The following is an 18,398-nucleotide window of genomic DNA, read 5'->3' as shown; positions in this document are numbered from 1 at the left end:
CAGCCGTTGGTGCATCACTCAGATAGAGGTATCCAATATTGCTCGGGGATGTACCAAGCGCTGCACGCGAAATACGGTATTCGATGTTCAATGACGGACGGCTATGACTGCTACCAAAACGCCTTGGCAGAGCGGGTCAACGGGATACTAAAGACAGAGCTTATGCTCCAGCGACCGCAGGGTTTGCTGCAAGCGAAGAAGATGGTGAGTGAGTCGATATCGATCTATAACGGCGAGCGACCTCACCTGTCTTTGAAATACAAAACGCCCGATGCGGTGCATCGGGCGTTAGGGTGAAACAGGTGTAAACCTATTTCAGGACTAGACAGATAATAAATCTGTCCCCTTTTTTGTTACTTTCATAGCTCCGCTACCACTAGATCCAGTAACTGATCCGCTGGAAAAGCTGAAAGCGTTTCTCGCAGACAATCCAGATGTCGCGGAAATCCTAAAATAACGCGTTAAGTCATTATAGTTAATCTGCAGTAACTCCTGCGCGGGATGATTGGCAGGTAGCGTATGGAACAGGAACTGATGCGGTGATATGCTTGAGGTTCCACGATCGAGAATGAGTCAATGGAATGAGCCAAAAACACTTGCCAGCGCTGGATGGGTTGCGAGGTATCGCTGCGTTGATCGTTGTCGTCAGCCATTATTCTAATGCGACTGGGCTGTTCGGCGGAATTCTAGGCTGGGGTGGAGGCCAGACTGGAGTGATGCTGTTCTTCGTGCTCGCTGGTTACCTCATGACTCACCTACACATCGGCGAGCAGTTCACCGCTAGTAATGTTGGTTCCTATACGATAAAAAGGATTGCAAGGATCTATCCTTTTTTTGTTATTGTCGCTGCTCTCCCAAGTCTTCTGTTGTTTCTTGAATTTCCGGGCGCCGTGGCCATGGGTGATATAAATTCAGTTTCGGTGTATCTACGTCAGATATTACTTCTTGATAAGGGTTCGGGTGTTTTCTGGACTATCCAGATAGAAGTTATGTTTTATGTTGTCTTTGTTGGAATATGGGCCATGCATCGTGTCCTCAATCGCCCAGTGGTCACGCTGTTATTTGTCTTGGGTGCTTTGGCAGGTCTTGGTCTTCAAGGTTTTAAGTTCGATATACAATTCTTTTCGTTCGTACATTACTTTCTTATTGGTGTTGCGTCAGCCCTTTTGGTGCAGGTGGTTGTGGTTAACTCGTATAGGTCAATTTATTTATCTGTAGTGGCAGTATTATTGCTTATATCGCTGCCTTTTACGTTTCCTAAGATTTTTGTTTTGCTTACGGGTGAGGTGATTTTGTCATGGAGCAGTATTGTAATGCTTGTCCAGATTACGCTGCTGTTTAACTTCGTTCTTCGAGATCGTCGCTTCCTACAGGGATTTCTCTCGAGTAGACTATTAGTATGGGTTGGCAAGGTTTCATATTCGATTTATCTGCTTCATTGCTTTATTCTGTTTCCGCTGGTCTCATGGACGAAACCCAGTGATAATTTCGCATTGAATTTTACGATATTTATTGTTGCTGTACTCGCGATTTCAGGTCTCAGCCATAAGTATTTGGAGCGCCCAATTCAGCGGATCACACTGACACTGCCGATTTTGGTATCAAGAACATTTTCAAGATCAAGTGCTCCTATGGATGTGCGCCCCACGAAATAAACCGAACTCAAGAATCTAACCGCCTACGGGCGGTTTTTTTTCGCCCGGAGAAAAGTGATGACCATTTCCGAGAAGGACCGCGACATCTTGGCCCGCACGCTGTGGGCTGAAGCAAGGGGTGAGGGTCTGGCCGGGCAGATCGCCGTGGCCTGGACCATCCGCAACCGCGTGGAGGATGGCAAGGCCAAGTCCTGGTGGGGCGAGGGCTATGCCGGCGTGTGCCAGGCGCCATACCAGTTCAGTTGCTGGAACAAGAACGACCCGAACTATCCCTACCTGAGCGGCGCCAAGCCGATCCCGCCTAAGCAGTTCGCCCAGGCGCAGCGGGCGGCGGATCTGGTGATCACCGGCGCCGAGGCCGACATCACCAAGGGTGCGACCCACTATTACGCCACCACGATGCCGAAGCCGCCGGCCTGGGCGGCCAAGGCCACGCAGACACTTCGCCTGGGCAACCACATCTTCTTCAAGGACGTGCCATGAATCCAGCCACCCTGAAGCTGATGATCGCCGGCATTGCCGTGGCGCTGATCCTGTCCATGAGTGCAACCTGGAAGGTCCAGGACTGGCGTTACGGCATGAAGCTGGCGGAGCAGGCCGGCCTGCACCAGTCCGATCTGGACAAGATCAGCAGTGCAGCCTCGGCCCAGGTCCAGGCGGAGCAGGTCAAGCACCTGGCCCTCGAGCAGCGCCTGTCGGCCAGCGAACAAACCCACTACAAGGAACTGAGCGATGCTCAAACCACTCAAGATCGCCTGCGCGATCGCCTTGCCACTGCTGATGTCCGGCTGTCAGTCCTCCTTGATGAGGATCCAGCCAGTTGCAACGCAGTGCCTTCCACCGCCGGCGCCGTCGGCGTGGTTCATGGAGCCCGTCGAGCCCAACTTGACCCAGCGCATGCTCAAAGAATTGTCGCCATCACAGACGCCGGCGACCGGGGGCTGATCGCGCTGAAGGCTTGCCAGGCGTATGTGCGTGAGTTGAATAAATAGGGATTTTGATCTGTCGGCAGGACGCCGGAGGCACGTTGCTGAAAAGTCGCTGAGGTATGGATTTATTCACATGAACCCGCAACGACTTTCAGCGACATTCGATGCTCCAAATACAGAGAAGCCCGCACGGGGCGGGCTTCTCTGGGTCTTGAAGTGGTGGGCCGGGGTAATTTGATCTGGCTAAGTAAATTATTGATTTATAATCATTAATAATGTTTTCAGTTTTTCGTTGGAATACCAATTGGAATACTGCACTCCATTGACCGCCCGTTTGCATTCGATCTGACCAGCACGCTTCGTAACCTTGATTGGCAGTGAACTACCCTGAGCGGCCTGTCAGGGCCGCAGTCGGTCAGGCACGGACGCTGAACATTTCTGTGGAGCCAAGGTATCCCGCGGGCGCAACAATAAGGGCATTAAGCGTTGTCAGACTGTATGCCTGCGTCGATAAGCCCCTTACTCTCTGCGCTCTTCGATTGATTTTATCGCGCTCAAGGCAGTAAGAGCGGATTGCGAATCGTCAATTAACAACCGGAGTCGTGCTAGGTCACCTACAGAGCCATACCTACCTATGACATTGATGGCAAAGTTCAGTGTCTCGGAGTGATTCGTAAAGAATGCTCCATCGAAGTAGCCAGGCTGGATGCTAGGACTCTGGAGCGCCGCACGACATATCTCTAGTGCTTGATCGGGGAATGCACGAACCAATTCAACCGAGCGCCCCCCGCAAACGGAAATAGACCTGGAGATGGTGTAGAGAACCCCTACTGCTACGTCAGGGCTTGACTGAAGTACTTCGAGTGCTGATGCCGCCTGATTTTCCTCAAGCACAGAGCTAACGTCCCGCCGCTGAAGCCAATGATAAAGAACGCCACATGCGAGAAGCGCATCCTCACGAGGCTCCCCTCCGAATCGAAGTGCTTCGGCGGGTAGGTCATTCTTAAGGGCGCCAAGCGCCACGAAAGCAGCGACGAACGTTTCAATAGCTTGTTGAGGTAGCTTCGACTGCTGCGATGGTAGCTGAGTCCAGCGCATGATATAGGGGATAGCAAGGCGATCTCCCTGCCGTGCAAGCTCATCAATAAGGGAGCTAAGAAAGAAATCGTCACCTTCAGCTCCTTCACATGCGAGACGCAGCAATGATAGCTGTTCTTGGGCTGGCAATTCCTCAAGTACCTTTATATAGGCGCTGCTGAAGGGATGGTCGAATTGAGCGTTGTAGAACCCCCACGCTGCGCCGGGAGCCTCTGCGGACTCCGAAGACAGAATTTCGCATACTTGTAGACGAACACTCTCTACGTGCTGATCTTCCTCTTCTTGCAAAGCGTCCAGCCCGCTGAGTGCCTCAATGGCTGTCTGGGCTAACCATGGATGCAGATCAGGCAGGAGATCTTGGAGTGCATCGACGTACCCTTGTCGGATATTGTCCGGGACTTCACGAAGGGCGTGTGCATAATCGAGAAGGTCAAGGTGAACATGATAGGTAAGAAATTCCCAACGCTCTTGCTGAAGATACGGCAACACGTACTGGGCGAAGGTGTTCCGAACCTCATATGCCTGGCGTGACAGCGCTAAAGTAAAGTAAAGCTGCCCGGGTGACTCGACGTCGCGCCATGCAAGTTCCAGTGATGCGGCCAAAGTTGAAGTGCTAGTTCTGCGTAAATTGAGAAAGCCACTATGGAGGTCCGAGGCTATACGGGTGAGGCCCACATTCCTTGAGTCGAACACGTACGTGACCGCGAACAGGCCACTGCGAATGTTGATCTGTTTCTCCGCTGCTTCCGGATGCAGCCTCCGGAATTCTGCGGCGAGAGTGACATCCATCCTCTTCACCGCGCCGAGTACCTCCTTGATCAAGCGTCCTTCTGCCATCCCGGCCGTAAGCACTGAAAGAAGCGCAAAGTCGCGATCTGACCAAGCTGTGAGGCTGCCAGGGTTGACCGCCACCTTCCACAAACGGTTCGCAGTGATATCAAATCTCAGCCTCGTTGCCTCCTCGGTGAGTCGCGCCGGGAGAGCAGCTATCGCATCTGTGATGAGAAGGCGCGCCGCACTGCCACATTCACCAATTAAACATGCTTCCAATAACTTGCTGTCAGATACCCGGCTGAGGATCGTCGCTAGCAGCGACTCGTCTTCAATAGCACCAATGATAAATGTACGTAAGGCACCGTATTTCGGTACTGTAAGGGCGGCTAGAATCGCGCCATCATCGAAGCCTGTCTGGCGAACTAGAGCCTCCGTAGCAAAGACACTGCGGTACATCTCGTGGCACAGGCTTACACGATCGCCCCGCAGGTTTAGAACGCCTGAGCTATGAGCCTGCCGCAGCGTCGAGGCCGGTAAGTCGAGTTCAGCTAAGAGCCGATCCACCTCTCTGATCGACAAGCTGAATGTCATGCGATCCACCAGTCGCTTCGCTATTGCGCAAAGCAGGTGTATGCCATCGGTGGCTGAGTCACCTAGCTTACGTCGCACGAAATAGTCGAAGAGCGCGAACCTACTCGAAGATTGCGGAATCTCGCGCCCAATCTGGCCAACGAGGTCCGCCTCGATACCTGTGGTGGTTGCCTCAAGGAGGGGAATTAGGGATGTATCTGAGGACAGGTTGATACTTGCAATTTTCGCCTTCAGCTCATTCCCTGGCCGCCCGACGCTGACATGTCGAAGCTGCAGCAGGTCGGGTCGCTCAATATCGATCTGTGATGTGATCACAATCAGCGTGTTGTATCTGACCGATGCAGCGCGAAGAGCCCTTGTGAGTTGAACCCTACTAGCCTCCTGACACTCGTTGTAGCCATCGACAAACACTGCAATCGGTCGGGACATATGCCGAGCAGCGGCAATCAGGGCAGCAGCGGAACGTAGGTCGAGTAGTGCTGCTTCGCGGTTTAGCGATGTAGCCAACTGGCCGTCGAAGGATTTGCAGTCAACTAAGACAGGGACAATACCTCTAGCAACGAGGCGGTTGGCAAGGCAGAGGGACAACAACGTCTTTCCACAACCTGAAGGACCATGAATTAGTAGGTCCGACCGCTCGCGCAAGAGCGCGGCCTCAATGTCACCGAGCTCGTAGGCCTGTCCGTCCTGATCGTAGATGTCCGACACGTATCGTGCGGCTATCGGCCCATAGGTGGCCGCAAACGCGCTCGTATAACGAAGCAGGGATTGTTCTGCATCGAGCAAACGCGTGTCGGACGCGCTCTCTGAATGGGTAATCCGCTGAAGGCCATGTGCTTCAGCAAAATGATGCCAGCGGTCAGGATTCCACCGGAGCGTGGAGCACTGGTCGATCAGCGCTGAGAGCTCGCGAAGATCATTGAGGCTTACTTTGCGATTGCTTGTAGGAAGATCAGAGCCGGTAGGCAGTGAGGGGGTGAACATCACGCAAGCATTAGGGTACCCAGACAACGAGGCATCAAGTGCTCGCATGGCATCACGTAATACGTTCTTAGCCTGAAGAACCTGAAGATAGGCGTTTCGATAGGGCTTCCACCGCCCAGTCCGCGTCAATGCAGCCCAGTCACCATTGTAACTTCCGCGAAGTGGGTGTGAGGTCCCTTTCGCCTCAATGACTAAGGTGAGCTGATCGGTACCTATAACAAAGTCGAGTTGGCGACCACCTATGTGTAGGTTTGCAAGCACCGTTGCAGGTACGGCACGCTCCTCCAGTATTGCCAGGAGAGTTCGAAGCACTACTCGTTCAGATTCTTCTTCTATGGGGGCGCCGATGTAGAGGGAGATAGTGCTTAAAAGCATGTGTGCCTCAGGTCAATGTTTGTTTCGGCCCCAAAACTGCGAAGATAGGTTAGCGTTAATCTTTCAACAAACATCGCCATACGCGCCCGATGACGCGGGCTCCCTGCATATAGCGATTCAAAATCGCCTAGGACCATTCGGTACTCCTTCGGTACGCACCGCGCATGGCCAAACGATACTATGCGTGTGCCTTCATTGTCCCCCTAATTCCCCGAGGCTCAATGTCAGCTTTGGGTCTAGGCTGTGAAGAAACGCATACTCCGTTTTTAAGTCTGCGTTGCTACGCAAATTCTGTCGGTGTTCGGATCGTCAGCAGATATGAACTTTACGTAGGAACGCGATTTTTTTGCCGATGGTGACTGTCAAGGTTGCTATAAAACGTTTTCACACAGCGTAGGCCGAAAGCGGCCAGCGAACACACGTTCAGAATCCCTGTATTAAGGGCTGAGATCACCGTGCGCCAGCGCACTTTACCCAAAGCCGTTCGAGGCACAGGCCGATGTGTGGAATGAGTGGCAGCTTAAGCACAAACGCCCTACACCTTGACCATGGGGCGTAGCTTGAGTTGAGCCGTGTCCCATGGTCAACGGCTCAAGCTATTCGGCACTCAACATGAGAGACGAAGGAGCTTTTTCACCAAACAGCTCTTTCTCGCGCGCTTTTTGGATCTTGGCTGCCCTATTGGCTATCTTCTGATTTAACGTCGGCATAAAGGCCATGAAGGCGGCTGACGGTGTTCCAGAAACTTCGGACCAGATGCCAAAACGACCATCGATGATCTTCAAAAACAGAACGGATGCTCTCCAGAAGTCCTCTGGCCGTTGAGCACTCAGCATCTCTGCGTACCAGGTCTTCGCCCAAATATTCCTTGAATATGCATCGCGCGCGGCAGCGTGGACTGTACCGATGAAGCCAATCGCACCGTCGAAGCGGGAAAGGACAGCTTCAGCGTGGACGCTTTCGTCGCAAAAGCCGGCGATCATGAGGGCAAGCGCTGTCTCGTACGGTCGGCCGATTGCGAGAAGTTCATCGATGTATGCCTGCAGTAATGCCACTTTGCCGCCAAGATGAGCCGCCATGACCTCGCTCGCGATGTCACTGTCGGTTTGTGGTGTTTGAAGGCGCCGTTTGCAGATGTCGACCATCGCCGGGCTAATTGCGTTGCTCCAGAGACTAACGACCGCTACAGAGATTTTCGCAGGCCCAGTTACGCGGCGTATGGTCGGGTCCAATGCCAGCACGCGAGTGACAAAGTCAGGTACTGACGAAATGTTGCTGTCGCTGAGCGCTATCGCGACCTGTAGCGCGACATGATGGAGATGGCGGAGACTGCGGTCGGGGGTGGCGATCAACATATCCAGCCAGCGCTTACCGCGATCAGCATCCGATCCAATGATGGCTTTGATGCCTTCGAACGTGAGGTCGGAAAGTATCAGGTTTGCTTCTAAGGCCGTGAGCTCACCGACAAAGCGTTTATAGGCCTCATTCATGCGGCGTTGACGTTCGTTAAACTGTTCATGTGTTTCTGAGAGCCGGCTCATTTGGGATGAGAAGTCGTTCTCCCGAGGGACCCGCTCTGTTAGTGAAGCCAGGGTCGGAGTAGGGTCGGATTTTTTCGGCGTCTCAGTAGAGATATCCGGTAACTCGACATTCCCTGCATATCTCAACGCCTTCACAAGCGCGACTTCGATGCGCGAGGCAATCGCACTGTCTTGTCCGGCAGGTAGCGTTTCGGCGGCAAATCCGTAGTGGCAAAGGCTCATTCGATCAAGCGCGGGCGCCATCTCAATCAAGCCCGCTTGCAACGCTCCCAATATTGCTGCCGACCCGTACCAGTCCTCGAAGCTGCTGTCGCGGTTAGCCGGCTTTTCCGCGCACCACCCACTATCTACCACTTCCTGCAGTAATAATTTGTCGCCGTTTGATGCCGCGAGGGCGAGCGTTTGGTGCCGGAGACTCTTGAATGGAGATCGGACGAAGCCTTTGGCTATAGCAGCAGCGCGTGGTGTCAGCGGCGATTTCGAAAAGTGGATTGCGGCAATAACTGCAGTCTGGGCATGCTCATCGCCACCCAGAAGAACGCGTTCCAATACCTGCTCTACCTTTTTCGGTGCGGCTTTTCGTACGCAATAGAGCAGTTCCAGCAGAATGTTATCGCATCGCGTGGTTGCGATCGCGTCAAACTGCTCGTCGGCAGTGAGATGCGGGAATGCGATGAGCTTTGAAAATTGTGCTGTGAGGCGTTCGTCGCTAGCGTCTTCGTCGTCTTCACAAGACGTGATGCAAGATTCACCGGCCGAAAGGAAACGTAGGGCAAGATCTTTTGTAAGGGCCGCGCTGTGCCGGATGAGTTCCAAAACGCCTAGGCGCCGCGCATCTGCATCCCGATTTAGTACATCGTCCGCAAGCGCACGGTGCGTGTGTATCGCATCATCGGGTACGAAGCGCGCGACGCCGGCTCGGGCGCCGCGAAATAAATGGTCCTGCTTGCCCATCTGACGGTTCTGGGCGAGATCTCCGGGATCAATTTTCCGGTAGTTTTGGGCTGTCGCTAGAACGTTTTCGGGCTCGGCGGTACCCGGATCGCATGGATCGACGGAGCAATAGGTTTCTATTAATGACCAGCCTTCAGATCCTTCCCGGTCGCATGTGAGTTCAGCATGTATACGTGCACTTTCTTGCGCATCGCCGATATCTCCGGTCCCGTGCAAGATACCCATGCGAGTCCACCTCCCCACACGGGACGACCGTTCCTCCGGCAGTGTTTCCAGCTCCTTCAAGAGCGCTGTTCGAGTCTCCTGCCAGTCAGTGCGGTTGTAGCGAAGAACTTGCTCAAATGCTTCGTAGGGTGTCGAGATTGATTGATTGAGTGCGTAAGAGAACCGCCAACGGACGAAGTAGGGTGCGACCTGTGCCAGCGGCATGCCTGCCAGAAGATAGAAAGCAAAGCGGCTTATGCCATCGAACCTAGGGTGCGGAGCGGCAATGAGATTCGTCGTCATGAATGATCGCTCGGCCTCGGTCAGTGCAGCCTTACGGTCCTCAATTTCGACCAAGACCTTGGCTCGCTCTTCGTCAACCTTCCTGTCAGAGTCATGACTTGGGGGCCTGTACATTCGACGCTCGGGCGCGAGCGAATAGAAGGATAGCCATCGCTTTGTCGATTCGAGAATGCTCTGCCAAATATGTGGCTCGTTGCGCCGCTTGAGAAGCGCGTCGCGCAGCCACTCCTTGCTGGCGATGTGCTCTTGTGACAGATACACGTTTTCAGCGGCTTGAAGGAAGGCGAGATGAGCCGATTTTGCGAGGATGGAAAAAGCGTCGACCTGTCTGTTAGGAAGATTTTGCAGCGAGACGAATTTTTCGATTAGCGCGGAACGTACCTTGGAGCTGGTTTCTTCATCAAGGCAAGCGATCTGCGTGGCGAGCAAGACAACCTCGGCGGTCTCATCCAGTGCGCTGATCGGTTCCAGTATTATCGCCAGCTTTTCCCGTGGGTCGCGTTGGTTACGCAATTCCCGCTCGAGTTGCTCGACGAGGTATAGCGCGAGTGCCAGATTGAGTCCCTCGAGCTTTATTTCATACTTGGAAGCGCTCCCTTTCACTGATGAGAAGAACCGGCTCGATGCCACAGCCTCGAGTTGCGTTTCTTGGGCTGCATCGAACAGCCTGAGGTCGTCAGCAACGTGCGCATTCACTCTAGTCAAAACCTCCGCCGCGAGGTTTTTCAAAAGGTCGGCGAAGGCGGGCGCCGAGATGAGAGCCGCCCCGTGCTGTTGCATCCTGCGCATATGCTCAAAGAGGAGCCGCCCGGCATTAAGCTCTTCCAGAAGCTCGATGGAATTGGCCTCTATCAGCTCAATTGCGATTCCGAGGAGTCTGGGGTTGCGGACAGATTCGAGGACCTCGATCCTGGTGTTGGAGAAATCGATGCCGCGACTGCCCAGTATCTTCTTGACGTCCCCAATGGACCATTCGGCGAGTGTGACCGTTCTTACGCTGGAGGACAGCATTCTTTTGACATGCGCCCAATGCTGCGTACGGGTGGTGACCACCAGACAGCCACCTAGCTCCTTCAAACGTTGTGCAGCGCGATCGAGCCAGCGCGCCCAGTTGGACTTGAGCGGTTGGTTGAGACCATCCGCTATGAGCGTTACACGAACAGAGCTTGTTGGGATGCTTGCGCGCCAAGCCTTGAAGCGGCGCTGCCATCGCTTGATCGCCTGTGGCGTGGCATTCACGCCCATTTGATGGATCAGTTTGTGAATTAGGAAGTCATCGAAGTTTCCTTCATCGTCGATCAGTTCGTCTGCGGGGCACATGATGAGAAGTGATTTGGAGTCGGACAGGCTCCAGCTCTGAGCCGTAAGCCACGATTTGCCGACACCTTCCTCGCCGACAATTGCATAGATTTCACTGTCTGGCACTCCGGAGAATGCGTTTGTAAGGTACGCACGCTCGGGCCGATCGAGCGCCCTGGGGCCTGAGGGGTCAAGTGGGGAGAGGGGCTGACCGAGCTCGATGCGTGCTTGCTGCTTGCTTGTAAACAACCGCCCCAGCCACTCTTGGTTGAGGGTCTTGGCATGACCCAACCCAACATCTTCGGCTAGCGCGTTTCTGAGTGCATTGGTCCTGAAGGGAAAATCCTCATGATTTGCAAAGTGGTCTATTGCGTTGGCGGCGAGCTTAATGAGGGCCGCTCCAGGGCGCCCGGTAAGACCTTGTGCAATGAATGCTTTGGATTTCGCTCCAGCCGCTACAGCGGCGACAAGCAGCGATCCAAAGTCGTTGTTAGACCAGTCAAGTACCGCGATACCAAATCCGTGTTTGGCGGCAAATGCCCGCCCATCATCGATGGTTTGGGATGCAACCTCACAGGTGGCTCCGAGTATCCAGAGATCCACCAAGCTAGCGTCGTCGTTCGCAACGTCAAATAGCTTTATCGTAATGTCGTTTTTCGAGAGGCCGTCTTTGTAGCGTTTTCCCTCGAAATAGGTGGCACCGCCATCGAACGCGGAGTCACCATCTCGCCCTCGCTGTGTACCTGACTTTGCGAGGCGGAAGGATTGACCTGTGATCTCCCCCAGGACGACGCCGAGAAAACCCTCAAACCCATCTGGGCCTGCGGGGTCAAGGGCTAGAAGGGAGTCCTGCAGCGCCTTTGCGTGCATCTTGTCTGCTGAATTCATTCTGGATGACGCTACCTAAAGTTGTGCGGACAGTGGCAGTGGTTTTCAGGCTTCGCAGCGTTGTCAGGTGAGCGCTTTGATTTGGCCTCTGAACTAAGTTGGAGACGATAACGGTATAGACTGCTGAGCGACAGTTTTTCTGTCCTGCAGCTCTAAGCACAACGAATGTTTCCGCATCGGCCGTTCACTACACATTGTTACCTGTAGGCATGCGTCGGCAGCAGCCTTCAGTGGAAAGGTGGGATTGGGTCGAAAACAGAGGCTCGAGCCTCACCGCCATCGACCCATGGCAGCCCTTCATGAAAGACAGCTGTCGGCCGATTCTGTTGAAAAAGTCGGCTTCGATTTCCACGGCAGAAACGTACGCGCCTGAGATTGAGGTTCATGTGTTGTTGCGCAGAAAACTCAGAGCTCAGATTTGACGTAGCGGCGTGCAAAAGCGGCGTTTTCACAACTCAATGTATGGCTAGCCAAGCCACGTCGACTTCTTCACCAGAATCGGCCAAGAGCGGACGCTGGGCCATTCACAGCATCCCTTACAGGGTGGCTTGATATCTTCCTTAGCACGGCACTGGTCACCGGTGGGTGGCGGTATCCTGATCGAGCCACCAGCGCGCCATGTCGCCCAGCCCGTATTGTCGTTGCAGCGCTTCCTGCTTGTTCATCAACCCGGCCCCATGGCCGTTTCAACAGGTATCTTTCGGGTGTTTGCTGGGGAGATTCGGGGAAATGGTTGAAGGTTTCCGGCTGGCTGGATGGAATCACTTAAAATTGTCGTGGGCGTCAACGATGTAAGCCAAGTCTCTGCCGGGCGCTTTCAACTCCGCTTCACGTACGGCCAGGTGAGCCTCGCTGATTTTGAATGGCATTTCGGCGAGGGCTTTGAACTTGAGTTTGGTCAACGACTCGAGTACCTCCGCAGCGCCAGTGACGATGGTTCTCAGGGTGCTGGTCGAGAATTTCGCTTTCTGGATCTTCATGTATTGCTGGTATTCATCCAGAAGGTACCGAATCTCATCCTGCAGGTGATCGGGGTTCAGGTCCTTGCGTTCGGAGGTCTTGTTCATCCAGTTTTTCAGACGCCTGAATTTGATCTTCGCTTCCTCATCATTTCGCCAATCCAGTATCGCTTCCCATGGTGTTTCGAGGCTTGGTTGGGGAGCGTTGGCAAGCATCAGATCTAGAACGAGATTCTGGTTGTCCTGGGACGCGGCCTTGGATTGCTGTTGTTGCAGGGACCTGCTGTCCAGAATGATGGGGATGTTATACAAAGAGTTGCGGATTCCGGAAATTCCCAATTCAGGCGTCGCGTCCATAAGCAATTCGGGACGAATCATCTCTGACAGGGTTTCTTCGAAGGAACCTTTCCCTGGCTGGAAGTAGCACGTGCTCTGTGCTGTTCTGATGACCCATACCGGCAGGTTGCGGTCAAAATCTTCCATCTCGAATCCTGACGATCTCGGATCTTCCGTTGGAGCATCCAGCAGACCATGGTCGAACAGCAAGTTGAGATCGGTGGAGACGCGGCTAATCTGATCTTCGTTGTAGTAGGCAACTGACAAGGGAAAGCGCGCGCGTTTGGCACGAGGAATGCTCGTCAGGAACACCAGGGCTACCTTGTCGACCATCAAGACGGATTTCTTGAGAGTCTCCAGCGAATCCTCTCCAACAAAGGGCAGCAAAGCGGTTCCAGCTTTGTCCATGGGCAGGTACCAAGCAAGTAATGGAGCAGGATGTATGACCCGACAGCCCGCCAGGTCCGTGCGTTGCCGGGCAGAATGCCAATACTGCCACGCTTCTTCAACCCGTCCCGACCTGCGTCGCCGGCAACATGTTCCTGCTCCAGATCGCCGCCAGATCCTCCTCGCTGTATCCGGTATCCTGTAGCCGCTGGCTGACACCGCTATGTGGATGTGGACGGCGGTTCGGTCACTTGCCCAGATAACTCCCTACGATATCCAGATACCAATCCACGAAGTCGGGTTGGCGGATCAGCCAGTTTCATTCGACTTGATCAGCACACGCTGTGGTGACGACCGCGGAGAGCGGCTGGAAGCTGCCAGTCCAGCGGCTAGCGCAAGACACTTCCACAGTACTGAATAATGCAATGCCACGATCAGCCGCGCCAGCACTGGATCATGGATCAGAGTGGGAAAACCACAGACGCGCTGTCTGCTCGGGAGTGCTCAGGCTGCGGGTGATGTTGCTTTAAACCGGATCAAAAGGCTCACGGACATCATCATTCTCAACCGAAAAGTTGAACCATGGCCCCAGTAGATCTAGTAGGGCAGCAACCCGCAGCCGAATCTATTGCTGAGAAGTTCCACCGTGCTGGGCAGATCGGTATTTGGGGGATTCCTTCGGTTCGGAGTGTCTGCGGTTTCTCTCCCACAAACCGTTCAGTCAGCCATGCCAGAACTGACAGAGAGTCGGCCATCCAGCGGTGTATAACCAAGCCCCGCCCTACTGGGCTTGAAGAATCAACGCTTTAACAATGGGCCCAACCTAAAGCAGAACATCCACAAATCGATCGCCGTACTCCGGATAACGAGCGCTGTAGAAAGGCCAACCTTGAGGGCGTTGCTTCCATTTTCCAGACCACCCCGTGTTGTAGTTGAATATAATTTCTGGGTTCCGGCCATCTGCAACCAGACGTTCTATTAACCCATGGTCGGGGTGGCTGTGCGTTTTGCCGCTGGTGCTGATCAGAAAACGTTTGCACCCCATCAGCGTCAACAGGGGCATGTGAGTGTTTCCCTTACTGCCGTGATGAGATACTTTCAAAAGGTCGATGGCCTCTACCCCCGGGCCATTCAGCTCAAGTCCTGCCTTCACCACCTCTGCAAATGCGTCCCCAGCGAGTAACGCACGCTTGTCATCAAAGGTTAGAAGCAGGGCGATGCTGCTTTGATTTGGTATTGAGCGATCCGGCGTATACGAGTGGACGCGCGTGGCAGAAAACTCCTTCGGTGGCCATGTGTCGGCACGGCCGAGGGCATCTCCTGGTACCTGGTGTGGCTCGGCGGGCGGTACGGCCGGATTTTTCCAAACCCTGGCCAGTGCAGACAACCCGCGCTGATCAGGCGAAAGCACTCGAATTTCGAGCCCGTCTGGCAGAAAGACTGGCTTCGAAGCCTGCAAGACGGCTCGACCCACGTTGTCGTCCCCGCTTTTTTGAAAATACTTGTTCCAAGGCAACCCAAGCTTGCGGATAAGGGCGGACAGCGCGTCAGCCTCCTTCGCACCCAAGGCGTCGGCGGCGCCCAGATGGTGGTAACCGTTGAACCAGACGTCTTCGATTTCCAGCCACGGTGGTAGCGCTTCGAGCAATTCAATTACGCCCTGAATATGGTCAAGATCATAATGAGTGACCACCAATGCCTCGAGCTTCAGCACTTCGTCCACCCGCTCGCGCTCAAGCACGGACAACAGAGTGGCGATTGATTGGGATGGACCGCCATCGACGAGCAGGTGGCGTGGACGCTCAGTCGTGCCATAGCTCACTAACAGCGCGTCACCCTGTTGAACTTGAACTGCCCGTACTCGAAACATATCAGCCTCTATTGATCATGCGTTGCCGAGCACCACATCTGCGTCACCGAACGCCACTACCGCCAAGCCAAGGGCTAGCCCGTCGGCTAGGAGTTTTCTGCGGATGTTGCTCATGATCGTGCCTACATAAGCCGAATTAGGTGCCTGGGCCGCATCGCGCAAGGTGGTCGCCAAGTCTCGTGCGACGCGGTTGGCGTGGCGGCCAAGCACGGTGGTCATTGCCGCTATCACCACACGAGCACCGTTTCTTTGAAGGATCGCCGGCAAGCTTCCGCCACGCGCGTCTCCTAAGCCGGTTGAACAACCAATGGCAATGACCACCTGGGCATCGCGGATATGCCTCTGATCGATAGCGCCCTGATTGAGGTCGGAGTTCGCCCCCACAAACAGGACGTTATCTTCTAAATGGATCAGTAGCAGCAACAGCGCAGGTGAGGGCGTGGAATCCTCGAGGCTGGCTTTCCAGGCCTTCCAGTCCGTAATGCTGTTGACCCCCAAAGCCGCCTCGATGCCTGCGATTCTTACTACCTCGTGGGGAAACACGTCTTCGTCTTCGAAATCGTCCGCCCTATTGCTGGCAGCGAATGCAATGCTCGATAAATCCTTGATCCGGTGCCGCTCGAGTTGCTGTTCGCCTGATGCCCCCCACACTTGCGCAGCCCGCCCTGTCTGCCAGGTATGGCGCTCGATTACCGCCGACACGCCCAAAAAACCCATGGGGCATAACGCGTCGCCAGACGCGCGGATGCTACAGTCGGCAATTGCTCGGCCCGCTTTCAAGCACCCTGCGCGTTCTGCACATAGCGGGGCCTGGGAAGAATCCGGCAACGTGCCCTCGAATAGATATTCAATGGGAAAGAAAGCATCGCTCTGAGTGACCAACTGCACTCTGTCAAGCTTGCTCGGCCATTGGGGAATCACTTCCCGCAACCCATCCATTATGATCTTGCCGCGGTTGGCCAACCGGACCATCAAAGGTGCCAACGGCGCGTTCGGGTTGGCGACGGCTTCGTCGAGCACGTTCAGCAACTGCTGCCTCGCTGTTGTCAGATCATATTCTTTGAGCTCGACATGCACAGCGCTTCCATCCGCGGTAATGGCGGTCACGCTTGGCTGCTTCCCGAGGCTGTCATTCACCAGCAGTGCGACGTCGAACCCTGCTTTTGCCCGGTCCAGCGGGGTAACGATAGTTTCAATAAAGAAGCGGATCGCCCCGCCCCGCGCCGCCTGAAGGCGGGCGGTTTGAAGAAGCTGTGCGCCGTCGCTGATGATAAAGCGCAGATCTATCTCATTAACGTCGGCGTTATGGTTGAAGGTTACAACTGAAGAATTCCCTGTTCTGGACAGCAGCAGCGTCTGACTCACCGGCTTCTGCCCCAGTTCGAACATGTGGACTTGAAGAAGCTTACTGTCTCCCTGCCACTCAATTCTGTCTTCGGGAAATGCCGGGATGGCTGCATGCAAAGGAGTTTTCGGCTCAATGCCCACGTTAATATCTACTTGGCCGCTTGTCGGCCATGCATGTAACTCCTTAGCGCCTTGGACAACGGTGGCGGTCAATACCCGCTCGGTAGGGGGCGCAGACCGCGAAATCACTTCAGGCGTAGTAGTTACTTCATATTTCCTAAGATAAATACGATCGCCTGAATAGGTGATGGATTCGGTCTCGTTTTTGAAGCGAGCGTAGGATGAGTTGGCGCCTACAATGAATGACTGGGTAGAGGACAGAATCAGCGTCTCCAGGCCCAAACCTTTGTTAGCGAACTGCATAGCGTCCAACAAAGGCCATCCGTTAGAGACCCACCGTCCGACGACTTCTTGCAACCAAGCCGCAGCATGTTCCCCATCAGACTGCACGTGAACGACACTTTGCGCATATAGATCCCGGCGCAGCACACTTACATTGGCAAACGCATCCTCGGCGGGCTGACCGTAGATAACAATCAACTTCGCCGCCCTGATCTGCTGAACTGCCTCGACGGAACCGGCGATGGCAATGTCTACTACCTCGCCATCGTCGCGCCACTCAACATCCTCAAGTGCTTTGATACCGTGGGCATCGCGGCCAAGAGTAGGGCTGGTTATCACGCAGTGACCGCTCGACAATGCCGGACGCATAGGAAAACGCGGTCTCGCATTAACCTCCCATTCTGGAATCACCTGCAATGGGGCAAGCAAGTCGGACAGTTCCAGAACGGAGGCGTGAACAGTGCCGCTTCCCCCTGGCCAACTCCACACGGATCTGGACACTTTGATGGTTACACGGCGCCCGCTTTTCAGTTTCTCAAAAGCGTGGGCTAGCGCCAGAGCCCTCAGCGGATCAACCCACTGATCGGCATCCAACAGACTGGCATCGCCGCCCCATGCAGCAGGTCTGTATTGAGGCACTGCGTTATCAAGACAGTCGAATGTCGTGGATGGGGCATGCCACCATGACCAATCTCTCGCCTCTAGCAGAATTCCCAATGCCGCACGAGCTGCCGGGCCGAGGTGTGCATCCTCTTCGCCTAGCCACTGGACATCCTTCTCCTGCTTGCTCATCTCGAAGCTCCTACTACTCGGCTATGCTACTTGGCATTGGCAAGTGGAATCAGGGTATATCGGTAAGCGCCCTCAGACAGTCCAACCTACTCCATTTGGACAAGACCTATATTTATGCACGACTGCTTGTGACACATTCTAAAATGTCAAAGCAAATGCAGGCGTTGACCTATCCACAGCTCCATGTTCATGAAAAAGCCCCGTCATGAAAGACGGGGCTTTGATTAGTCACTCACCCTTTTTGTGCTTATGCACGTCTAAATCCGGATGTTTAGGCTTGTTCTCGGGGGTAACACGACGACGCTGGTCTTCTTTTCCGGTCGATTGAGCTATTGGTTTTGGTCCAGGTTTGAGGCCCATAGCGTTATCTCCTTCAATTGGTATGTACAGCCCTAGGCAAAGCATAAGCGTGTAGATGGCTGTCCAGCCTTAATCACGAGCATTTGAACTGTAGCTGATATCTTTATGCCAGCAAACCTCCTTCAACCTTCGCTCTTATGTGTCCTACCTACCCACGGACGGTCCGACTGTTATGGTCCGTTGCAACCCTCGGTGCCTAGCTGATGCACTAGCGCTGAGTGACACCCGCTGACACCCATCGACAGTAAACGGCCGGTCAGCGCAAAGGAAATGACTGGTCAGTGGCAATGCGATTGGGTGGTCAGATGAAAAGCAATTACGAAGAATCCATGCGAGTGGGATGCAGAGCC

Annotated in this window: 9 protein-coding genes and 1 pseudogene; 4 read left to right on the top strand and 6 right to left on the bottom strand. The window is 54.3% G+C overall.

Going from position 1 to position 18,398, the window contains the following annotated elements; all coding sequences use genetic code 11:
* The 4 genes and pseudogenes from BM321_RS22625 to BM321_RS22610 all read left to right on the top strand — a co-directional run.
* A pseudogene (locus tag BM321_RS22625) lies at nucleotides 1–325 on the top strand (transposase); the annotation flags it as partial.
* A gap of 256 nt (nucleotides 326–581) precedes the next feature.
* Nucleotides 582–1,655 carry an acyltransferase family protein gene (locus BM321_RS22620; protein ID WP_092444864.1) on the top strand — a complete coding sequence of 358 codons (1,074 nt, stop codon included), beginning with the start codon at nucleotides 582–584 and terminating at the stop codon, nucleotides 1,653–1,655.
* Nucleotides 1,656–1,712: 57 nt separating this feature from the next.
* On the top strand, nucleotides 1,713–2,138 hold the full coding sequence (locus BM321_RS22615; protein ID WP_092444862.1) for a cell wall hydrolase: 426 nt from the start codon (nucleotides 1,713–1,715) through the stop codon (nucleotides 2,136–2,138).
* Nucleotides 2,135–2,647, top strand: coding sequence for a lysis system i-spanin subunit Rz (locus BM321_RS22610; RefSeq protein ID WP_092444860.1), 513 nt, complete (start codon nucleotides 2,135–2,137; stop codon nucleotides 2,645–2,647). Before BM321_RS22615 ends, BM321_RS22610 begins: the two co-directional genes overlap by 4 nt.
* Before the next feature lie 456 nt (nucleotides 2,648–3,103).
* Here BM321_RS22610 and BM321_RS22605 read toward each other — a convergent pair whose 3' ends face one another.
* From BM321_RS22605 to BM321_RS31055, 6 genes are all read right to left on the bottom strand, one after another.
* Nucleotides 3,104–6,406: an NERD domain-containing protein gene (locus tag BM321_RS22605; protein ID WP_092444858.1), complete on the bottom strand. Its 3,303-nt coding sequence runs from the start codon at nucleotides 6,404–6,406 to the stop codon at nucleotides 3,104–3,106.
* 596 nt (nucleotides 6,407–7,002) lie between these two features.
* Complete coding sequence (locus tag BM321_RS22600) at nucleotides 7,003–11,595, bottom strand: NACHT domain-containing protein (RefSeq protein ID WP_139230529.1); 4,593 nt, start codon at nucleotides 11,593–11,595, stop codon at nucleotides 7,003–7,005.
* A gap of 761 nt (nucleotides 11,596–12,356) precedes the next feature.
* Nucleotides 12,357–13,298, bottom strand: coding sequence for a hypothetical protein (locus tag BM321_RS22590; protein WP_092444852.1), 942 nt, complete (start codon nucleotides 13,296–13,298; stop codon nucleotides 12,357–12,359).
* 802 nt (nucleotides 13,299–14,100) lie between these two features.
* Nucleotides 14,101–15,147: a ComEC/Rec2 family competence protein gene (locus tag BM321_RS22585; RefSeq protein ID WP_092444850.1), complete on the bottom strand. Its 1,047-nt coding sequence runs from the start codon at nucleotides 15,145–15,147 to the stop codon at nucleotides 14,101–14,103.
* A gap of 15 nt (nucleotides 15,148–15,162) precedes the next feature.
* On the bottom strand, nucleotides 15,163–17,688 hold the full coding sequence (locus BM321_RS22580) for a hypothetical protein (protein ID WP_092444848.1): 2,526 nt from the start codon (nucleotides 17,686–17,688) through the stop codon (nucleotides 15,163–15,165).
* A 228-nt stretch (nucleotides 17,689–17,916) separates the two neighbouring features.
* Complete coding sequence (locus tag BM321_RS31055; protein ID WP_256573472.1) at nucleotides 17,917–18,048, bottom strand: hypothetical protein; 132 nt, start codon at nucleotides 18,046–18,048, stop codon at nucleotides 17,917–17,919.
* Nucleotides 18,049–18,398: the final 350 nt, after the last annotated feature.

The organism is Pseudomonas sp. NFIX10 (assembly GCF_900111955.1).
In the GTDB taxonomy this organism is placed as follows: domain Bacteria; phylum Pseudomonadota; class Gammaproteobacteria; order Pseudomonadales; family Pseudomonadaceae; genus Aquipseudomonas; species Aquipseudomonas fluorescens_AA.
Note: the sequence above shows the minus strand (reverse complement) of the source record. Positions and strands in the feature narration are given on the sequence as shown.

What these genes read in the sequence shown, in the direction of transcription:
- BM321_RS22620 (WP_092444864.1), top strand. Translation starts at nt 582, where the DNA reads ATGAGCCAAAAACACTTGCCAGCGCTGGATGGGTTGCGAGGTATCGCT.
- BM321_RS22615 (WP_092444862.1), top strand. Translation starts at nt 1,713, where the DNA reads ATGACCATTTCCGAGAAGGACCGCGACATCTTGGCCCGCACGCTGTGG.
- BM321_RS22610 (WP_092444860.1), top strand. Translation starts at nt 2,135, where the DNA reads ATGAATCCAGCCACCCTGAAGCTGATGATCGCCGGCATTGCCGTGGCG.
- BM321_RS22605 (WP_092444858.1), bottom strand. Translation starts at nt 6,406, where the DNA reads ATGCTTTTAAGCACTATCTCCCTCTACATCGGCGCCCCCATAGAAGAA.
- BM321_RS22600 (WP_139230529.1), bottom strand. Translation starts at nt 11,595, where the DNA reads ATGAATTCAGCAGACAAGATGCACGCAAAGGCGCTGCAGGACTCCCTT.
- BM321_RS22590 (WP_092444852.1), bottom strand. Translation starts at nt 13,298, where the DNA reads ATGGACAAAGCTGGAACCGCTTTGCTGCCCTTTGTTGGAGAGGATTCG.
- BM321_RS22585 (WP_092444850.1), bottom strand. Translation starts at nt 15,147, where the DNA reads ATGTTTCGAGTACGGGCAGTTCAAGTTCAACAGGGTGACGCGCTGTTA.
- BM321_RS22580 (WP_092444848.1), bottom strand. Translation starts at nt 17,688, where the DNA reads ATGAGCAAGCAGGAGAAGGATGTCCAGTGGCTAGGCGAAGAGGATGCA.
- BM321_RS31055 (WP_256573472.1), bottom strand. Translation starts at nt 18,048, where the DNA reads ATGGGCCTCAAACCTGGACCAAAACCAATAGCTCAATCGACCGGAAAA.